This is a genomic window from Streptomyces rishiriensis (assembly GCF_030815485.1).
Classification (GTDB): domain Bacteria; phylum Actinomycetota; class Actinomycetes; order Streptomycetales; family Streptomycetaceae; genus Streptomyces; species Streptomyces rishiriensis_A.
The window spans coordinates 7,146,239-7,163,502 of record NZ_JAUSWV010000002.1 but is presented as its reverse complement, the minus strand read 5'-3'; the positions used below and the strand labels follow the sequence as shown (position 1 = coordinate 7,163,502).

Genomic DNA, 17,264 nt, shown 5'->3' with positions numbered 1-17,264 from the left:
TGTGAGAATTCCCGGTCACACGGCGTGACGCGAAGAGCCCGCTTCGCGCCAAGCCCCCTTGCAAAGGGCGCGAATTACGTGGGCATGACGAGCCACGCAGGGTCACGGATATGACGCTGCTCACGTGACAGCTCTCCAGGTTCCTTTATTCCAGAGCGAGTTGGAACGAAGGAACCAATTCGGACAGAAACCTCAGATACGACGCAGGCGGATAACCGTCGCATCAAGGTCGCCCCGGAGGTCGGCGCGCAGCCCGTGATGCAGCAGGACCGCCCCCCGGTGGACTTCGCCCGTTTCACGGCATTCGTACGATGCCGTCGGGTCGAGTCCGCGCAGCCGCAGCGGCGGTACGGGCTCCCCGAACCGCTGTGCCTGGAGCCAGGCGAGGACGACGCTGTCGTCACCGCGCACGTACTGGACGGCGCTCAGTCCGCCCGCCGGGGGCCGCAGCCGGTAGAGGTCGCCCTGCTGCACAAGGGACCGGATCTCCTTGTAGAGGTCCACCCACCGGCGCGCCTCGGCGAGCTCTTCCTCGCTCCACTCGGAGAGGTCCCCGCCGACGCCGAGCACGCCGGCCATGGCACTCACGAACCGGAAGCGCAGGGTGCTGACCCGGCCGTTGAGCTGGGTGTTGGGGCTGTCGGTGACCCACGCCGCCATGACCCGGGCGGGGTGGATCTGGCTGAAGCCGTGCTGGATGTCGAGCCGGTCGAGCGGATCGGTGTTGTCGGAGGTCCACACCTGGTCGGTGCGGCTCATGATCCCGAGATCGATGCGCCCGCCACCCCCGGAGCAGGACTCGAAGGCGACCCCGGGGTGAGCCGCCCGCAACCGGTCCACCAGCGCGTACAGGGCCCGGACGTGGTCCACCCAGAGACGCTGCGGGTAGGGGTCGTCCGGCCACCCGGCGTCGGTGAAGCAGCGGTTGAAGTCCCACTTCACATAGTCCACGGGCGCGCTGGAGAGGAGGCCGTGGAGCTGCTCCCAGAGGTACTCCTGGACGTCCTCGCGCGCGAGGTTCAGTACGAGCTGATTGCGGAACTCCGTCCGCTTTCGTCCGGATTGGAACTGCACCCAGTCGGGGTGGGCCCGGTACAGGTCGCTGTCCGGGTTGACCATCTCGGGCTCGACCCAGATGCCGAACTGCATGCCGAGATCGTGCACCGTGTCGGCGAGGGGCTTCAGCCCGTTCGGGAACCGCTCCCGGTTGGGCCCCCAGTCGCCGAGCCCGGCGTGGTCGCCGGTGCGCGCCCCGAACCAGCCGTCGTCGACGACGAAGAGCTCCACTCCGATCGCCGCGGCCCGCCGGGCGAGCGCGACCTGCTGTTCCTCGGAGATGTCGAAGTAGGTGGCCTCCCAGGAGTTGAACAGCACCGGCCGGTCCTGTCCGGCGTCCGGGACGACGTACGCGCGCTGGTAGGCGTGCCAGGTGCGGCTCGCCCCGCCGAAGCCGGCATCGCTCCACAGACCCGCGAAGACGGGCGTGGTGAACGACTCCCCCGTGGCCAGCCGCAGCAGACCCGAGTCGTCGTACCCGGCGCCCCCGGTGATCTGCACGCGCGCGTCCGGGAGTTGGGCGACGGCGATCCGCCAGGAGCCCGACCAGCCGAGGGCGCAGCCGTAGACCTCGCCGCGCTCCTCGGTCGCGTCGGTGTCCAGAGCGACCCAGGGCAGGTGCTGGTGCCCGGTGTGGCCGCGGCGGCTGCCGATGACCTGCTCGCCGTAGGTGAGGGGGGACCGGGTGAGCCGGGACTCGGCGGCCCAGCGGCCGTGCAGCTGCGACAGCCGCCAGTCGTCGCGCTCGGGCAGCGTCCAGGTCGCGGAGTCGGCGCGCAGCAGCTCCAGTGGTCGCCCGCCCTCGTTGCGCAGGGTCGTCCAGCGCTCGACGACATCGCCCCGCATCCGGTAGTGCAGGGTGATGGCCAGCCCGGCGTCCCGGAACCGCAGGCGCAGCTCGTCGCCGTCGGCCTCGAAGTCCTCGTAGGACCACTCGGTGCCGCGCCGCTCGTCGGTGCGCACGGACAGCGCGGGCCGCACGAAGCGGGGGCCGCCCTCGACCGGGTACTCCTCCCGGCCGTCGAGCGGGGACTCGAAGGACGCCCCGCGCTGCGACGGCGGGAGGACGGCGAGCGCCTCGGCGTCCGCGAGCGCGATGCCCGGGCCCCAGTGCAGGTGGACCAGCTCGTCGGCCTCGGTGAGGTGGAGGGCGTAGCTGCTCGTCGGCCCCGAAAGGAGCCAGGTGCGGCCGTTGTCGGCGATCTCGGGCATCAAACCCCCACTGATTCGAACAGGTGCGATCAAGCATCAACATCATCGAATGCGGTCGGCCCGTCGGGCAACTTTCCGGGACAACTTCTCACCTGGGCAGACGTCGGGAGTGCCGCCCTGCGGACGACCCGTTGCCCGAGGAATCCATGTCGTATCGTCGAGGAGATGTCCCGTCGGCCACCACGAGCCGCGCCGACGGAGACGACAGGGAGGGACGCCCCGTGACGCAGCAGATCCCGTCGACCGAGCCCGAGCTGGCCGGTGTCCGCAACTTCCGGGATGTGGGCGGTCTGCCGACCGTCGACGGCCGACGCGTGCGGCACGGCGTGCTGTTCCGCAGCGGCCATCTCGCGCACGCGACCGACGAGGACGCCGCGTTCCTCTCCGGTCTAGGCCTGCACACGGTCTTCGACTTCCGCAACGCCGCGGACCAGAAGCTGGAGGGCCCGGACGTCGAACTGCCGGGCGTGCGCAATGTGAACCTGCCGCTGTCGGACCCGGCGGACGGCTCCGAGTTCTGGAAGATGGTCCGCGACGGCGAGATCGACCAGCTGCGCGGGATCCTCGGCGACGGCAAGGCCGCGGGCCGGATGATCGCCTCCTACCGCTCGATCATCAAGGACCGGACGGCCGAGCACGCGCGGGTGCTGCACTCCCTCGCCGAGGACAGCGTCCCGGCCCTCATGCACTGCGCGGCGGGCAAGGACCGCGCAGGCCTGTCCATCGCGGTGACGCTGCTCGCCCTCGGCGTGGAGCGCGAGGCGATCCTCGCCGACTACCTGGAGTCCAACGCCAAGCACCGCCGTTACCGGGTGCGCCGCAGCGCCACCTCCGCCGAGGCCTACTCCCCCGAGGTCATGGAGCTGCTCAGCCCGCTCTTCGACGCGCGTGCGGAGTACCTCACCGCCGCGTTCGAGACCATCGAGGAGACCTGGGGCAGCGTCGACGCCTACTTGGAGCAGGGTCTCGGCCTCTCTCCCGGCACCCGCGAGCTGCTGCGGGACCGGCTGCTCGACTGAGCCGCCGCTGCGGAGCGTGCTACTGGTTGGCCCCCACCTCGAACAGCAGCCAGAGGAACGCCGCGAAGACGTGCCCCACCGCGATGTAGATGATCAGCCGGATCCAGAGGGTGCGGGGGAACTTCTCCTCGATGTCCTTCATGGCGTCTCTCCGATGTGCGAAGCGGTCGGGCCCAGGCACAGCGTGGCCGTGGGGCTCTGGAGCAGGGTGTGGACGAAGAGCAGCTCGACCCCGTCGTCGTCCTGTGCCGCGATGCGGTGCGGGGTCAGCGAGTCGAAGTGCGCGCTGTCGCCGGGCCCGAGCAGCTCGGTGGTGTCCCCGAGGCGCAGCCGCAGCCGTCCGCGCAGGACGTGCAGCCACTCCTCCCCGGGGTGCACGCGGACGACGTCTCCCTGGGCGCCGTACGGGACGTGGACGCGCAGAGCCTGCATCCCGCGCCCGGAGGCGCCCGCCTGCCAGTAGGTCCAGCCGCCCGCGCGGGTCGGCTCCATGCCGGCGGCGCGGACGACGGCGTCCCGGTCGGCGGACGTCTCGCCGAGCAGCTCCGAGACCGTCGTACCGTAGATGCGGGCGAGCGCGAGCAGCATCGGCAGCGAGGGCTGGCGCTGCCCGGTCTCCAGACGGGAGAGATGGGCGGGCGACAGCCCGGCGGCGCGGGCGGCCGCCTCCAGGGTGAGGGCGGCCCGGCGGCGCAGGGCGCGCAGTCGGGGGGCGACGGCGGGAAGAGCCCCGGCTTCTTCCGCCGGCTCCTCGGACTCGGACGAGGTCATGCCCTCATTGCACGCCAGAATTGCCTCAGCGGCAAACTTGTTGCCTCAGAGGCAAAATCGGTCCGAGGGGCGCGGGCGGTCGTCCTGACCGCCCGCGCTTCCCGGCTCAGCGGTTGGCCACCGCCTGCTTCACCAGCGTCCTGCCGAAGTCCCACATCAGCCCGCCGCCGCTGTGCGCGTCGTCCATCACGGCGGTGAAGGCGTCGACGAACCGGTCCGCCTCCCGCTCACCGACGGTCAGCGGCGGGATCAGCTTGATCACCTCGAGGTGGTCGCCGGAGACCTGGGTGAGGATCCGGTGCCGCTGGAGCAGCGGCACCACCACCATCTGCGCGAAGAGTCCCTTGCGGGCCGCCTGGAGCAGGGCCCACCGGCTGCGCAGCTTCAACGATGTGGGCCTGCCGAACTCGATGCCGATCATCAGGCCCCGGCCGCGCACGTCGGCCAGCAGCTCGTACTTGTCGACCAGTGCCGCCAGCCGGGACCTGAGCAGGTCGCCGGTGGCCCGCGCGTTGGCCACGATCTGCTCGTTCTCCAGCACGGACAGCACCGCGAGCCCGGCCGCCATGGCCTGCGCGTTGGATCCGAAGCTCGCCGAGTGCACGAGCACCCGGTCCATCGACGAGTAGACCTTCTTGAAGATCCAGTCCTTGCCGAGCGTGGCGCCGACCGGCACATAGCCCCCGGACAGCGCCTTGGCCACGCACACCAGGTCCGGCTCGACACCGTCCTCGTGCTGGTAGGCGTAGAAGTCCCCGGTCCGGCCGAGTCCCGTCTGCACCTCGTCCGCGATCAGCAGCGCCTTGTGCCGGTGCAGCAGCTCCTGCGCGGCGCGCAGATAGCCGGGCGGCGCCTCGTGCACCCCCTTGCCCTGGATCGGTTCGACGATGAGGGCGGCGACGTCCCCCTTCTTCAACTCACCGGCAAGGGCGTCGAGATCACCGAGCGGGACCGCCGTGTCGGCCAGCAGGGGCGCGAACCCGTCCCGGAATCCCGATTCGCCGTTCACCGACAGCGCGCCCGTGGTGAGCCCGTGGAAGGCGTGGTCGCAGTACAGGACCCTGGGCCTGCCGGTCGCGTACCGGGCGAACTTCAGCGCCGTCTCCACCGCCTCGGTGCCGCTGTTGCCGAAGAACACCCGGTCCAGGTGCGGACTGTGGGCGAGCAGTTTCTCGGCCAGCAGCCCGGGCAGCGGCTGGCAGTCGAAGCGGGTCAGATCGGCGAGCTGCGCGTCGAGGACGTCGTGCAGCGCCTTGCGGACGACGGGGTGGTGCCGGCCCAGCCCCATCACCCCGAACCCGGCGAGCATGTCGAGGTAGTCGTTCCCGTCCGCGTCCCAGAAGTACGCGCCCTCACCGCGCACGTAGACCTTGTCGAAGCCGATGGTGTGCAGCATCCGAGGCAGCTGGTGGTTGAGGTATCTGCCGTGCAGCTCGTAGCGCTCGGCTCCGCGCTCGGCGAGGAGGGCGCCGAGGTCGAACTCCGTGGTCATTCCGCTTTCTCCTTGACTGGGCCCGTCACCGCGGCGGCGTCGGCCCGGACGCCCCCGACGGCCAGGCTCGCGCTGATCCGGCCGGCCACCTCCACCGGGGTGAGGCCGATGTCGGCGAGCACCTCGCCGCGCTTGGCGTGCGCGAGGAACTGCTCCGGGATCCCGAACCGCCGTACGGGCACGTCGACCTCGGCGTCGCCCAGGGCCAGCGCCACCGCCGATCCGACGCCCGCGGCCCGGCTGTTGTCCTCGACGACGGCCACCAGCCGGTGCCCGGCGGCGAGGCCGGGCAGGGCCGGGTCGACGGGCTTCACCCAGCGGGGATCGACGACCGTGCAGGCGACGCCCCGGGCCTCCAGCAGCTCGGCGGCCTGCAGACACACCGGCGCCATCACGCCGACGGCCACCAGCAGCACCTGCGCGCACTCGCCGCGGTGCAGCACGTCCATGCCGCCCACCCGGCCGACGGCCGGCACCTCCGGTCCCACCGACTCCTTCGGGAAGCGGACCAGGGTCGGCGCGTCGTCCACCGCGACCGCCTCCCGCAGCTGCGCGCGCAGCTGCTCGGCGTCGCGGGGGGCCGCGATGCGCAGCCCCGGGACGACCTGGAGCACGGACATGTCCCACATGCCGTTGTGCGACGCCCCGTCCACGCCGGTGACGCCCGCCCGGTCCAGCACGAACGTGACCCCGCAGCGGTGCAGGGCCACATCCATCAGCAGCTGGTCGAAGGCCCGGTTGAGGAAGGTGGCGTAGACGGCGACGACCGGATGCAGGCCTCCGGTCGCCATCCCTGCCGCGCTCACGGCCGCGTGCTGTTCGGCTATGCCGACGTCCCACACGCGGTCCGGGAAGCGCTCGGCGAACCTCCCGAGCCCCACCGGGTGGAGCATCGCCGCGGTGATCGCCACCACGTCGTCGCGTTCCTCGCCGATCCGCACGATCTCGTCGCCGAAGACGGACGTCCAGGACGGCCCGCCGGCGGGGGCGAGGGGCACACAGGTGAGGGGGTCCATCGCGCCGACGGTGTGGAAGTGGTCCTCCTCGTGCGCGAGAGCGGGCTCGTAGCCGCGGCCCTTCTCGGTCAGACAGTGCACCAGCACCGGCCCGTGGAAGCGCTTGGCCCGCCGCAGCGCGGACTCGACGGCCTCGATGTCGTGCCCGTCGATGGGACCGACGTACTTCAGGCCGAGGTCCTCGAACATGCCCTGCGGCGCGAACGCGTCCTTGAAGCCCTTCTTCGCGCCGTGCAGCGACTCGTAGACCGTGTGGCCGACCACCGGGGTGCGCAGCAGGACGTCCTTCCCCCAGGCCAGCACCTTCTCGTAGCCGTCGGTCGTGCGCAGGGTCGCCAGGTGGTTGGCGAGTCCGCCGATGGTCGGCGCGTACGAGCGCTCGTTGTCGTTGACGACGATGATCAGCGGCCGGTCCTTGGCGGCCGCGATGTTGTTCAGCGCCTCCCAGGCCATGCCGCCGGTGAGCGCGCCGTCGCCGATGACGGCGACCACATGGCCCTTCTCCCCCTGCACCTGGCGGGCCTTGGCGAGGCCGTCGGCCCAGCCGAGGGATGTGGAGGCGTGGCTGTTCTCGATGATGTCGTGCTCGGACTCCTCACGGGAGGGGTAGCCGGACAGGCCGCCCTTGCCGCGCAGCTTGGAGAAGTCCTGACGCCCGGTCAGCAGCTTGTGGACATAACTCTGGTGGCCGGTGTCCCACAGCACGCGGTCGACCGGCGACTCGAAGACGCGGTGGAGTGCGACGGTCAGTTCGACCACGCCCAGGTTCGGCCCCAGATGTCCGCCGGTCCTGGCGACCGCGTGCACCAGGAACTCTCTGATCTCTTCGCACAGTTCACCGAGTTCCGCCTCGGACAGCGCCTTCAGGTCGCGTGGTTGCCGGATGTTCTCCAGGATCGTCACGTCGGGCCCCCTTCGGTCCGTGCTGTTCAACTCACGGTGACGGCCGGCTCCCCCGCCGCGACGCCGTCCTCTTCCATCTGCTCGGCGAGCTTCATGGCCTCCTCGATGAGGGTCTCCACGATCTTCGACTCGGGGACGGTCTTGATGACCTCGCCCTTCACGAAGATCTGGCCCTTGCCGTTGCCGGAGGCGACGCCGAGGTCGGCCTCGCGGGCCTCGCCGGGGCCGTTGACGACACAGCCCATGACGGCGACGCGCAACGGGACCTCCATGCCCGTGAGCCCCGCCGTGACCTCTTCGGCCAGCTTGTACACGTCGACCTGGGCCCGCCCGCAGGACGGGCAGGAGACGATCTCCAGACCGCGCTGCCTGAGGTTGAGGGACTCCAGGATCTGGTTGCCGACCTTGACCTCCTCCACCGGAGGAGCCGAGAGGGAGACCCGGATCGTGTCGCCGATGCCCTGGGACAGCAGGGCGCCGAAGGCGACCGCCGACTTGATCGTGCCCTGGAACGCCGGGCCCGCCTCCGTCACCCCGAGGTGCAGCGGATAGTCGCTCTGCGCGGCGAGCTGCCGGTACGCCTCGATCATGATCACCGGGTCGTTGTGCTTGACCGAGATCTTGATGTCACGGAAGTCGTGCTCCTCGAAGAGGGACGCCTCCCACAGCGCGGACTCGACGAGCGCCTCGGGAGTCGCCCTGCCGTACTTCTGGAGCAGCCGCCGGTCCAGCGAGCCGGCGTTGACGCCGATCCGGATCGGCGTGCCGTGCTCCTTCGCCGCCTTCGCGATCTCCTTGACCTTGTCGTCGAACTGCTTGATGTTGCCCGGGTTCACCCGGACCGCCGCACAGCCCGCCTCGATCGCGGCGAACACGTACTTCGGCTGGAAGTGGATGTCGGCGATGACCGGGATCTGCGACTTGCGGGCGATCGTCGCGAGCGCGTCCGCGTCGTCCTGCGTGGGGCAGGCCACCCGCACGATCTGACAGCCGGACGCGGTGAGCTCCGCGATCTGCTGAAGCGTCGCGCCGATGTCGGAGGTACGGGTCGTCGTCATCGACTGCACCGACACCGGGGCGTCTCCGCCGACCGCCACGGATCCGACCTGGATCTGCCGGCTCTTACGGCGCTCGGCAACCGGCCGGACCGGCATCGCGGGAACACCCAGGGACACGGCACTCATGCCGTCACGCCCGGTTTCCGTTGACGGTCTCCCGCATGGCGCGCAGAGACTCCTTCAGCGAGCCCATGGTGGCGAGGACGGCGGTCGGCTCGTAGCCGCAGTGCGCCATGCAGTTGGCGCAGCGCGGGTCCTTGCCCCGGCCGTACTTGTCCCAGTCCGTCTCCTCGATCAGCTCGCGGTACGTCGGCACATAGCCGTCGCTCATCAGGTAGCAGGGCCGCTGCCAGCCGAACAGCGAGTAGTTGGGGATCGCCCACGCCGTGCACGGGAAGTCGGCCTTGCCCTCGAGGAAGTCGAGGAACAGGGGTGAGTGGTTGAGCCGCCAGCGGCGCCGGTTGCCGCCCGAGAAGGCCTTCTTGAACAGCTCGCGGGTCTGCTCCACGCCGAGGAAGTGCTCCTGGTCGGGAGCCTTCTCGTAGGCGTAGGCGGGCGAGATCATCATCTCGTCGACCTTGAGGTCGTCGTTGAGGTAGTTGAGCACCTCGATGATGGTCTGCGGGGTGTCGGTGTTGAAGAAGGTCGAGTTGGTGGTCACCCGGAAGCCGTGCCGCTTGGCCTCCTTGATGGCCGCCACGGCCTCGTCGAACACGCCCTCCTTGGCCACCGACTCGTCGTGCCGCTCCCGCAGCCCGTCGATGTGCACGGCGAAGGCGAAGTAGGGAGAGGGGGTGAACTTGTCCAGCTTCTTTCGCAGCAGCATGGCGTTGGTGCAGAGGAAGACGTACTTCCTCTTGGCCACCAACTGCCGCACGATCTCGTCGATCTGAGGATGCATCAGGGGCTCACCGCCCGCGATGGACACCATCGGCGCACCGGACTCCAGCACCGCGCCGACGGCCTGGGCGACCGGCATGCGCTGTTTGAGCACTCCCGCCGGATGCTGGATCTTGCCGCAGCCCTCGCACTTGAGGTTGCAGGCGAAGAGGGGCTCCAGCTCGACGATGAGCGGGAACTTGTCCCGCTTGCGGAGCTTCTGTTCGACCAGGTATGTAGCGACCTTGATGGACTGGCGCAGGGGCATGGCCATGCGGCTCACCTCCGGGGGAGCAGAACATTACGGTGCCATTCGAAAAAAGCAGGCAGAACCGAGCGAAGAACGCGGAAGGCCGATATTCCACCGCGCACCGTGCCGATCCGGACAAGCTCATGTTCAGGAGCGTCCACGACCACTCGGACGGCCGCAACCGGGCGCGGCTCCGCGCGCACGGCGCTCAGGAGCGTGGCCGCCGACTCCATGTCGAGGGCGATTGCGCCGGTCGCCAGCAGGTCGGCCCGTTCATGACCGCGAACGACGTGGTCGGAGCCGGTGAGGGGGCCGGTGTGGACCGTTCGCCCGGGCAGGGTGCGGGCGAGTTCCTTGACGAGCAGTTCGGTGCCGACGCAGGGCACACTGCCGCGCGGGTCGCGGGTCTCCTCGGCGACGACCAGGTCACCGGGGTGCATCCCCGGGGCGAGGCCGGCGCAGAAGCCCGTGGCCAGTACGGCCGCCCCCGCGAACACCGGGTCGGCCAGGACGCGGGTGACGGATCGCTCCGCCGCCTTGGGTCCCATGCCCGTGCGCAGGACGGTGACCGGCCCGTCGGCTCCGCCGCGGTCGCCCATGCGCAGGGCGAGGTGCTCGATGCCGAGGGCGCAGGCGATCAGCAGCGGGGACGGGACGGACTGCGTGCTCATCAGCTCCCCTTGGCCTCGGCGGAAGCCGCGTGCTGGGCGGGCTGTTTGGCGGGCTGCTTGCCGAACGGCTCGCCGTGGACGTACCGGCCGAGCGCGGTCAGCGGGAAGACCTGCCGGTAGAGGTGGTAGTTGATCGAGAAGTCCCAGGGGAAGCCGGTCCCGGTGAAGTGGGGCTCGTCCCAGGAGCCGTCCTCGCGCTGGGTCTGCGCCAGCCAGGCGACGCCGCGCTCGACGGCCTTGGAGTCCCTTTCGCCGGCCGCCAGCAGCGCCATCAGCGCCCAGGCCGTCTGGGAGGCCGTCGAGGCGCCCCGGCCGCTCCACCGGGTGGCGTCCTGGTAGGAGCGCAGGTCCTCGCCCCAGCCGCCGTCGTCGTTCTGCACCCGCTCCAGCCAGGCGACCGCCCGTCTGATCGCGGGGTGCCGCGCGGGCAGACCGGCCGCGGTGAGGGCGGGTACCACCGACCCCGTGCCGTAGACGTAGTTGACGCCCCAGCGCCCGAACCACGAGCCGTCCGGCTCCTGTTCGGCCAGCAGCCACTCGATCCCGCGCCGGGTGCGCGGGTCGTGCGAGAGCCCCTCGATCGCCAGCATCTCGACGACGTGCGCGGTGACGTCGGCGGACGGCGGGTCGATGACCTCGCCGAAGTCGCAGAAGGGCATCCGGTTGGGGAACGGGCTGGTGTTGTCGACGTCGAAGGCCCCCCAGCCCCCGTTCTTCGACTGCATCCCGAGGTTCCAGCGCACCCCGCGCGCGATGGCCCGGTCCATCCGCTCCGGATCGTGGTGCTTGACCCTGCGCAGCGCGAGGACGACCTCGGCGGTGTCGTCGATGTCCGGGTAGTTGTCGTTGTGGAACTCGAACGCCCAGCCGCCGGGCGGAAGTTGGGGCCTGCTGACCGACCAGTCGCCCGGTCGGACGACCTGCTCGCCGAGCATCCAGTCGGCGGCCTTGACCAGTTGGGGGTGGTCGGCGGGAAGTCCCGCGTCGGCGAGGGCGATCGTCGCCAGGCAGGTGTCCCACACCGGCGACTGACAGGCCTCGATCATCCGCGCGCCGTCCTCGCGCCACACGGTGTAGCGGTCAAGGGACTCGAGGCCCGCCCGCATCACCGGGTGCTGGAGGTCGTAGCCGAGCAGGTGCAGGGCGATCAGCGAGTACACGGCCGGCGGCTGGATGCCGCCCCAGGCGCCGTCGTTCTCCTGCCGCTCGATGATCCAGCGGGCGGCGGAGCCGAGGGCGGCTCCGCGCAGCCTGCGCACCGCGACCGACCGGTAGCCGCGCACCACCTTGTCGAGCCGCTGGAAGAGCCCGTCCCAGCTGTTCACCGGGGCGAGGGGCTGGGCCGGGGCGGGGTTCGCGGGGTCGACGTGCAGCTCGTCGAGCGGGAACGGCGCCGGGCGCACCGGGCGCTTCGCCGACACGACGGTGAGCGGCACGATCGTCTGCCGTGCCCAGCAGCCGAAGTTGTAGATGCTCAGCGGGAACCACTTGGGGAAGAACAGCAGCTCCGGCGGGAGTTCGGGCAGGTCCTCCCACTTCCACCAGCCGAACAGCGCCAGCCAGATCCGGGTGAAGACCCGGGCGGCGGCGATGCCCCCCTGCTCGCGGATCCATGCGGAGGCCAGGCGCATGTGGGGTGCCTCGGGGGCGTCGCCAGCCAGCCGCAGGGCGACATACGCCTCGACGGTGGCGGAGAGGTCGGGCGGACCGCCGTAGAAGGTGGCCCACGTACCGTCCTCGCGCTGTTCGCCGCGGACGAAGAGCGCGGCGGCCCGGGTCGTGGCCTCGTCGCGGATGCCCAGGAACTGACGCAGCAGCAGGTCCTCGGCGTCCATCGTGACGTTGGTCTCGAGGTCGCCCTTCCACCAGCCCTCGGCGTCCTGCTGGGCGAGCAGGAAGTCGGTGGCGCGTTGCATGGCGCTCGCGGCGGCTTCTTGTACCCCGGCCGCCACGGGGATGGTGATGTCGGTTTCGCTGGCCGCGGCAGCGCGGGGCGGCAGAGCCCCGGTGCTTCCGTCGGTCGTCGCTGTCATGGCTTCCCCTTCGTGCAGTGTGCATGGCGTTGCGTCTGCTGTGGGTCCGCCGTCGGCCGGTGCTCTCTCCTCGCACACCGGCCGGCGACTACGCGAGGGCTATTCGACCGATAGGGATCATCTCTTTCGTACGACGACGAAGTCGGCGAGCGCCGTGAAGCTTTCCCGCACCTGCTCGGGCATGTCCACGGCGTTCAGGGCCTCCAGGGCGACGGCGTGCTGACGGCGCGCCTCCCCGGCGGTCCAGTCACGGCCGCCCGCCTCCTCGATCAGGGCGGCGCGGGCGGCGAACTCCCCCTCGGAGAAGGTCTCGAAGTCGCTGCTCTTGGCGTCGGCGGCGAGGATCTCCCCGAGCCGTTCGGAGGCGGAGCCGTCCGCCGCGAGCGCGGCCACCACCGGCAGGGACTTCTTGCGCTGGCGCAGGTCGCTCCAGGTCTGCTTGCCGGTGGCGTCCGGGTCGCCCCAGATGCCGAGCAGGTCGTCCACGGCCTGGAAGGCGAGGCCGAGGTGGTAGCCGTACTTCTCCAGGGCGTCGGCGGTGCGCCGGTCCGCCCCGCCGAGCACGGCGCCGATGGAACTGGCGCAGGCCAGCAGGGCGCCGGTCTTGTTGCCCTCCATCTCCAGGCACTCCTCGACGCTGACCCGGTCGCGGTGCTCGTAGGAGATGTCCTGGGCCTGGCCGTCGATGAGGGCCCGGGTGGCGACCGTCAGGCGGTGGGTCGCCCGGGCCGCTTCGACCGTGCCGAGTTCGAGGAGGATCTCGCCCGCGAGGGCGAACAGGGCGTCGCCGACCAGGATGGCCTGGGCGGGGCCGTGCACCTTCCAGACGGTGTCCCGGTGCCTGCGCTGCTCGTCGCCGTCCATCAGGTCGTCGTGCAGGAGCGAGAAGTTGTGGACCAGTTCGACGGCGACCGCGCCGGGCACGCCGACCTCGGGAGCGGCCCCGGTGACCCCCGCGGAGAGCACCGCGAGGGCGGGACGCACGGCCTTGCCGCCGTCGCCGTCGGTCGGGTTGCCCTGGGCGTCGATCCAGCCGAAGTGGTAGGCGGCGACCGTGTCCATGGGCGGTGCCAGACGGTCGACGGCCGCCCGCAGCACCGGTGTGGCCAGGGTGCGGCCGCGCTCCAGGAGCGCGGTCACGTCCACCGCGGTCCTCCGAGCGGCCGGCGTGGCCGGGGGCACAGTGGGCACTGTTTCTCCTCTTGTTGCGGTGCCGGAGAGGGTGCGGGGGTGTGCCGAGCCGTGCTGATCGAGCATCAGGCCGCCTCCTCGAACTCGAAGAGGTGGCGGGGGCGGGGCCGGCCCAGGGCGCTCAGCGCGGCGTCCGCCGCGCTCACACCGCTGCGGACCGCACTCTCCATGGTCGCGGGCCACCCGGTGGCGGTCCACGCTCCGGCCAGGTACAGGCCGGGGGATCTGGTACGGGCGCCGGGCCGAAGGCGCCCGACGCCGGGGGTGGGGGCGAACGTCGCCGTGCGCTCCCGGGTCACGAAGAAGTCCCGCACCTGTGCGCCGCGCGTGCCCGGCAGCAGCCGCCGGAGTTCGGGCAGGTAGCGCTCGCGCAGCGCGGCCACGGGTTCGTCGATCTCGTCCTGGGCCGCGGACTGGGACAGGGCGAGGTACTGGCCCTCGCGCAGCCCGGAGGCGGCGGTGCGGTCGAAGACCCACTGCACGGGCGTGCCGAGCGCCGCGAAGAAGGGTCTGTCGAGCACCTTGCGGTCGTAGACGACGTGCACGTTGAGGATGGGCGCGGTGCCGATCTCCAGCAGCCGCCCCGGGTCGTCCAGCGCCCCGGCCGGGAGCAGGTCGTAGGCCTCGCGCTGCGGTACGGCGAGGACGACCGTGTCCGCGTGGAGCGTCTCGCCGGGAACCTGAACGCTCCACGTCCCGTCTCCCTCGGGAGCGAGAGAGGTGACGCGCGTACGGACCTCGGTACGCACACCCGCGGAGTCGAGCGCCTTGCGGGCGAGCCGGTCGTGCAGGTCGCCCAGCGGGACATGCGCCCAGCCGATGTCGGCGGCGCCGGGCTCGGACAGCAGGCCGGTCTTGAACACCATCGCGGCGAGTCCCAGCGAGGAGTCGCCCGCGACCGCGTTGAGGGTGGCGACGCCGACCAGGTCCCAGAGTGCCTCGACGGCGCGTGCCGACTGGCCGTGCGCGGTCAGCCAGCTGCCGAAGTCCTGCGCGTCCAGCCGCGGATCGGCGAGGTCGAGCCCCTTGAGCGCGAGCGCGGCACGTCCCACCCTGGCGCGTTCGGCGAGCGAGAGATGCGGATACGTGGCGAGGCTGCGCCCCAGGTGCAGGGGGACGGGCAGCGCGTCGCGCCGCAGTCTGCCGAGCCGCCGCCCCTCGGGCCGGGCGACATCGACGACGGGCACGTCGAGACGATCCTGCAGGGGCGCCAGCGCGCTGCCCTCGATGCGTTCGAGGAACCAGCGGTAGGCGGTGCAGCAACGCAGGTACACGTGCTGTCCGTTGTCCACGGTCAGTTCGCCGCGCCGGAAGGAGAAGGCCAGGCCGCCGAGCCGGGGCCGGCCTTCGAGCAGGGTGACGCGGACGCCCGCATCGGCGAGCGCGAGGGCGGTGGTCACCCCGGCGAGCCCTCCCCCGACGACGACGGCCGTGCGCCCCGAGGGGCCGGACGCTCCGGAGGCGTCCGCCAGTTGCTCGTCGTTCATCCTGCGCCCTCCCGTGCGGACCGGCCATGGTGTTTGAACTCTGCACCGCTGGCCGTCGCAGTCAGGGACGCCGCGCCGCACCGGAGGGTTGCGTGCCGCTTTTCGCCGGTGGAATCGCCTTGGCCCACCTCGTCACCGGTCGTGTCCATCAGGGGTGCCTCCTGACGGTCCGCCGCGACACGTGCCGGGCGTCCAGACCCGACAGCCCGCGTACGGCCACATAGGCCTTCTCCCGTCCGGGCAGCGAGACCCGGCCGCGCAGGACGGCCTCGGGGTCGCGCTCGATGCGGTCGAGGAGCCGTCGGTAGATGCCCGCCATGGCGGCGACGCAGGCGCCGCTGCGCCGGTCGAGCAGCGGGAGCAGCCGGTAGCCCTCGGCGAACAGGGCGCGGGCCCGCCGTACCTCGAAGTGCACGAGCCCCGCGAAGTCGGAGCCCTCCGGCGGCTTCGGCCCGTCGAAGCCCGCCGAGCAGCCGAACTTCGCGAGATCGTCGGCCGGCAGATAGGTGCGGCCGCCTTCAGCGTCCTCACGGACATCTCGGAGGATGTTGGTGAGTTGGAGCGCGAGCCCGAGCGTGTCGGCGTACTCCGGCGCGCGCTCGGCGCCGCGCGCCCCCGGTTCGGTGCCGAACACGCCGAGCGAGAGCCGCCCGATGGCGCCCGCCACACAGCGGCAATACGCCTTCAGGTCGTCCCAGGTCTCGTAGGTCTCGCCGCGTACGTCCATCAGCACGCCGTCGATCAGCTCGTCCAGGCCGCGCAGCGGGATGGGGAAGGTCCGCGCCGTGTGCGCGAGGGCGACCGCCACGGGGTCGGTGTCGTCCTCCTCGACCTCGCCCGCGCGGACCCGGGCGAGCAGCGCCCGGGTCTCCTCGAGCCTGGCGGTCTTGACCTCACCGTCCAGCGCTCCGTCGCCGATGTCGTCGACGCGGCGCGAGAAGGCGTACAGCGCCGACATCGCGCGGCGCTTGGACGTGGGCAGCAGCCGGATGCCGTACGCGAAGTTACGGGCCTGCTGTCCGGTGACGGTCTCGCAGTAGCTGTAGGCGGCGAGTACCGGCGCGGACACCTGCGGTGACGACTCCACGGCCCGGATCATCCCTTTCCTCGCAGGGTCACGCCCACCTCGCGCAGCAGCCGGAGCCTGCCGGGCTTGGGCGGGCCGGGAAGTACGTCGTACCCCGCGGCGGCGATCGCCTCGATCGTCGCCCTTCCCCCCGCCACGAACCCCGCGAGCAGCAGCCTCAGCCTGCCGTGAACGCTACCCACCAGAGGGGCGCCTTCATTCAGCAGACCGCGGGCGCGTTCCGCCTCGTACGCGACCAGCGCGCGCACCGACGCGCCCGCGGTCCCCGTGGCCAGATCCGATTCCCTGACGTGAAAGCGCCTCATGTCCGCCGCGGGCAGATAGACACGGTCGCGGCCGAGGTCCTCGGCCACGTCCTGGAGGTGTTCGACGATCTGCAGCGCGGTGCAGATCGCGTCGGAGCGGCGGATCCGCTCGGGGGTGGCGGAGCCGGTGACGGCGAGGACCAGGCGGCCGACGGGATTGGCGGACAGCTCGCAGTAGGCGAGCAGGTCGTCGTAGGTCTCGTAGCGCGTGACCAGCTGGTCCTGGCGGTTGGCGGCGATCAGGCCGAGGAAGGGCTCGGGGGTGAGCGAGCGGCGGCGGACGGTCGGCTGGAGACGGCGCAGCAGGGGGTGCCGGGGCGGGCCGTCGGATCCGCCGAAGACACGACGCAGATCGGCCTCGAAGGCGTCCAGCAGGGTGAGGCGGTCCTCCGCGGCGGTGGCCGACACGCCGAGCAGCCGGGCGTCCGCGCCACCGGGGGCGAGGTCGCCGTCGCCGATGTCGTCGACGAGCCGGGCGAAGCCGTACACCGCCATCAGGTCGTCGCGCCATGCCCTGGGCAGGAAGAAGGGGGCCACCGGGAAGTTCTCGTCCGCGGCCTTGTCGAGCGTGCCGCGCTCCGGGTCGCCGATGCTCGGCACGGCGGACGCCGTCATCGCCGACCGCCCGGGGCGGGGACGGCACGGCTCGCGTCGAGCTGGGGAGTTTCCGTAGCCATCGCCGTCACATCTCCCGTTCTACACTGCTGACCCAATACACACTATTTCGGACACGCCGCCCGACCGCCCGCGCGGCGGCCCCGACGGCGGGCACTGCGCGTTTTCGCCCCACTTGGCGCGATTCGGGGGCCGGTCCAGCTTACGTTGTACAACGCG

At 71.3% G+C, this 17,264-nt stretch carries 15 protein-coding genes; 1 reads left to right on the top strand and 14 read right to left on the bottom strand.

The features are described from left to right. Positions 1-192 precede the first annotated feature (192 nt). Positions 193-2,268: an alpha-galactosidase gene (locus tag QF030_RS34185; protein WP_307166418.1), complete on the bottom strand. Its 2,076-nt coding sequence runs from the start codon at positions 2,266-2,268 to the stop codon at positions 193-195. A gap of 221 nt (positions 2,269-2,489) precedes the next feature. Here QF030_RS34185 and QF030_RS34180 point away from each other — a divergent pair, with 221 nt between their 5' ends. Further along, complete coding sequence (locus tag QF030_RS34180) at positions 2,490-3,287, top strand: tyrosine-protein phosphatase (protein ID WP_307166417.1); 798 nt, start codon at positions 2,490-2,492, stop codon at positions 3,285-3,287. Between the two features lie 19 nt (positions 3,288-3,306). On the opposite strand, the gene QF030_RS34175 is transcribed toward QF030_RS34180, so the two are convergent. The 13 genes from QF030_RS34175 to hpnC form a co-directional block, all read right to left on the bottom strand. Beyond that, a complete protein-coding gene (locus tag QF030_RS34175) occupies positions 3,307-3,429 on the bottom strand; it encodes a DUF6126 family protein (RefSeq protein ID WP_020129477.1) in 123 nt (40 codons plus the stop codon). Next, positions 3,426-4,058 (bottom strand): helix-turn-helix domain-containing protein, encoded by a 633-nt coding sequence (locus tag QF030_RS34170; protein ID WP_307166416.1) that lies wholly within the window; start codon positions 4,056-4,058, stop codon positions 3,426-3,428. Before QF030_RS34170 ends, QF030_RS34175 begins: the two co-directional genes overlap by 4 nt. 106 nt (positions 4,059-4,164) lie before the next feature. Continuing rightward, positions 4,165-5,550, bottom strand: coding sequence for an aspartate aminotransferase family protein (locus tag QF030_RS34165; protein WP_307166415.1), 1,386 nt, complete (start codon positions 5,548-5,550; stop codon positions 4,165-4,167). Further along, positions 5,547-7,469, bottom strand: coding sequence for a 1-deoxy-D-xylulose-5-phosphate synthase (gene dxs, locus QF030_RS34160; RefSeq protein ID WP_307166414.1), 1,923 nt, complete (start codon positions 7,467-7,469; stop codon positions 5,547-5,549). Before dxs ends, QF030_RS34165 begins: the two co-directional genes overlap by 4 nt. Before the next feature lie 26 nt (positions 7,470-7,495). After that, complete coding sequence (gene ispG, locus QF030_RS34155) at positions 7,496-8,653, bottom strand: flavodoxin-dependent (E)-4-hydroxy-3-methylbut-2-enyl-diphosphate synthase (protein ID WP_307166413.1); 1,158 nt, start codon at positions 8,651-8,653, stop codon at positions 7,496-7,498. A 4-nt stretch (positions 8,654-8,657) separates the two neighbouring features. Further along, the gene (hpnH, locus tag QF030_RS34150) at positions 8,658-9,680 is read right to left on the bottom strand and encodes an adenosyl-hopene transferase HpnH (protein WP_307166412.1); all 1,023 of its coding nucleotides are present in this window, start codon (positions 9,678-9,680) and stop codon (positions 8,658-8,660) included. A 5-nt stretch (positions 9,681-9,685) separates the two neighbouring features. Then, positions 9,686-10,327 (bottom strand): phosphorylase family protein, encoded by a 642-nt coding sequence (locus QF030_RS34145; protein ID WP_171400713.1) that lies wholly within the window; start codon positions 10,325-10,327, stop codon positions 9,686-9,688. After that, positions 10,327-12,360: a squalene--hopene cyclase gene (gene shc / locus QF030_RS34140; protein ID WP_307166411.1), complete on the bottom strand. Its 2,034-nt coding sequence runs from the start codon at positions 12,358-12,360 to the stop codon at positions 10,327-10,329. The genes QF030_RS34145 and shc overlap by 1 nt, the downstream gene beginning before the upstream one ends. Positions 12,361-12,477: 117 nt before the next feature. After that, the gene (locus QF030_RS34135; RefSeq protein WP_307167789.1) at positions 12,478-13,506 is read right to left on the bottom strand and encodes a polyprenyl synthetase family protein; all 1,029 of its coding nucleotides are present in this window, start codon (positions 13,504-13,506) and stop codon (positions 12,478-12,480) included. Positions 13,507-13,616: 110 nt separating this feature from the next. Then, entirely contained in the window at positions 13,617-15,038 is a 1,422-nt protein-coding gene (gene hpnE, locus QF030_RS34130) for a hydroxysqualene dehydroxylase HpnE (protein WP_307166410.1), read from the bottom strand. Beyond that, on the bottom strand, positions 15,035-15,187 hold the full coding sequence (locus QF030_RS40675; protein WP_373428843.1) for a DUF6380 family protein: 153 nt from the start codon (positions 15,185-15,187) through the stop codon (positions 15,035-15,037). The genes hpnE and QF030_RS40675 overlap by 4 nt, the downstream gene beginning before the upstream one ends. Continuing rightward, positions 15,187-16,137: a presqualene diphosphate synthase HpnD gene (gene hpnD / locus QF030_RS34125; protein ID WP_307166409.1), complete on the bottom strand. Its 951-nt coding sequence runs from the start codon at positions 16,135-16,137 to the stop codon at positions 15,187-15,189. Before hpnD ends, QF030_RS40675 begins: the two co-directional genes overlap by 1 nt. Beyond that, positions 16,134-17,045: a squalene synthase HpnC gene (hpnC, locus tag QF030_RS34120; RefSeq protein WP_307166408.1), complete on the bottom strand. Its 912-nt coding sequence runs from the start codon at positions 17,043-17,045 to the stop codon at positions 16,134-16,136. Before hpnC ends, hpnD begins: the two co-directional genes overlap by 4 nt. Positions 17,046-17,264: the final 219 nt, after the last annotated feature.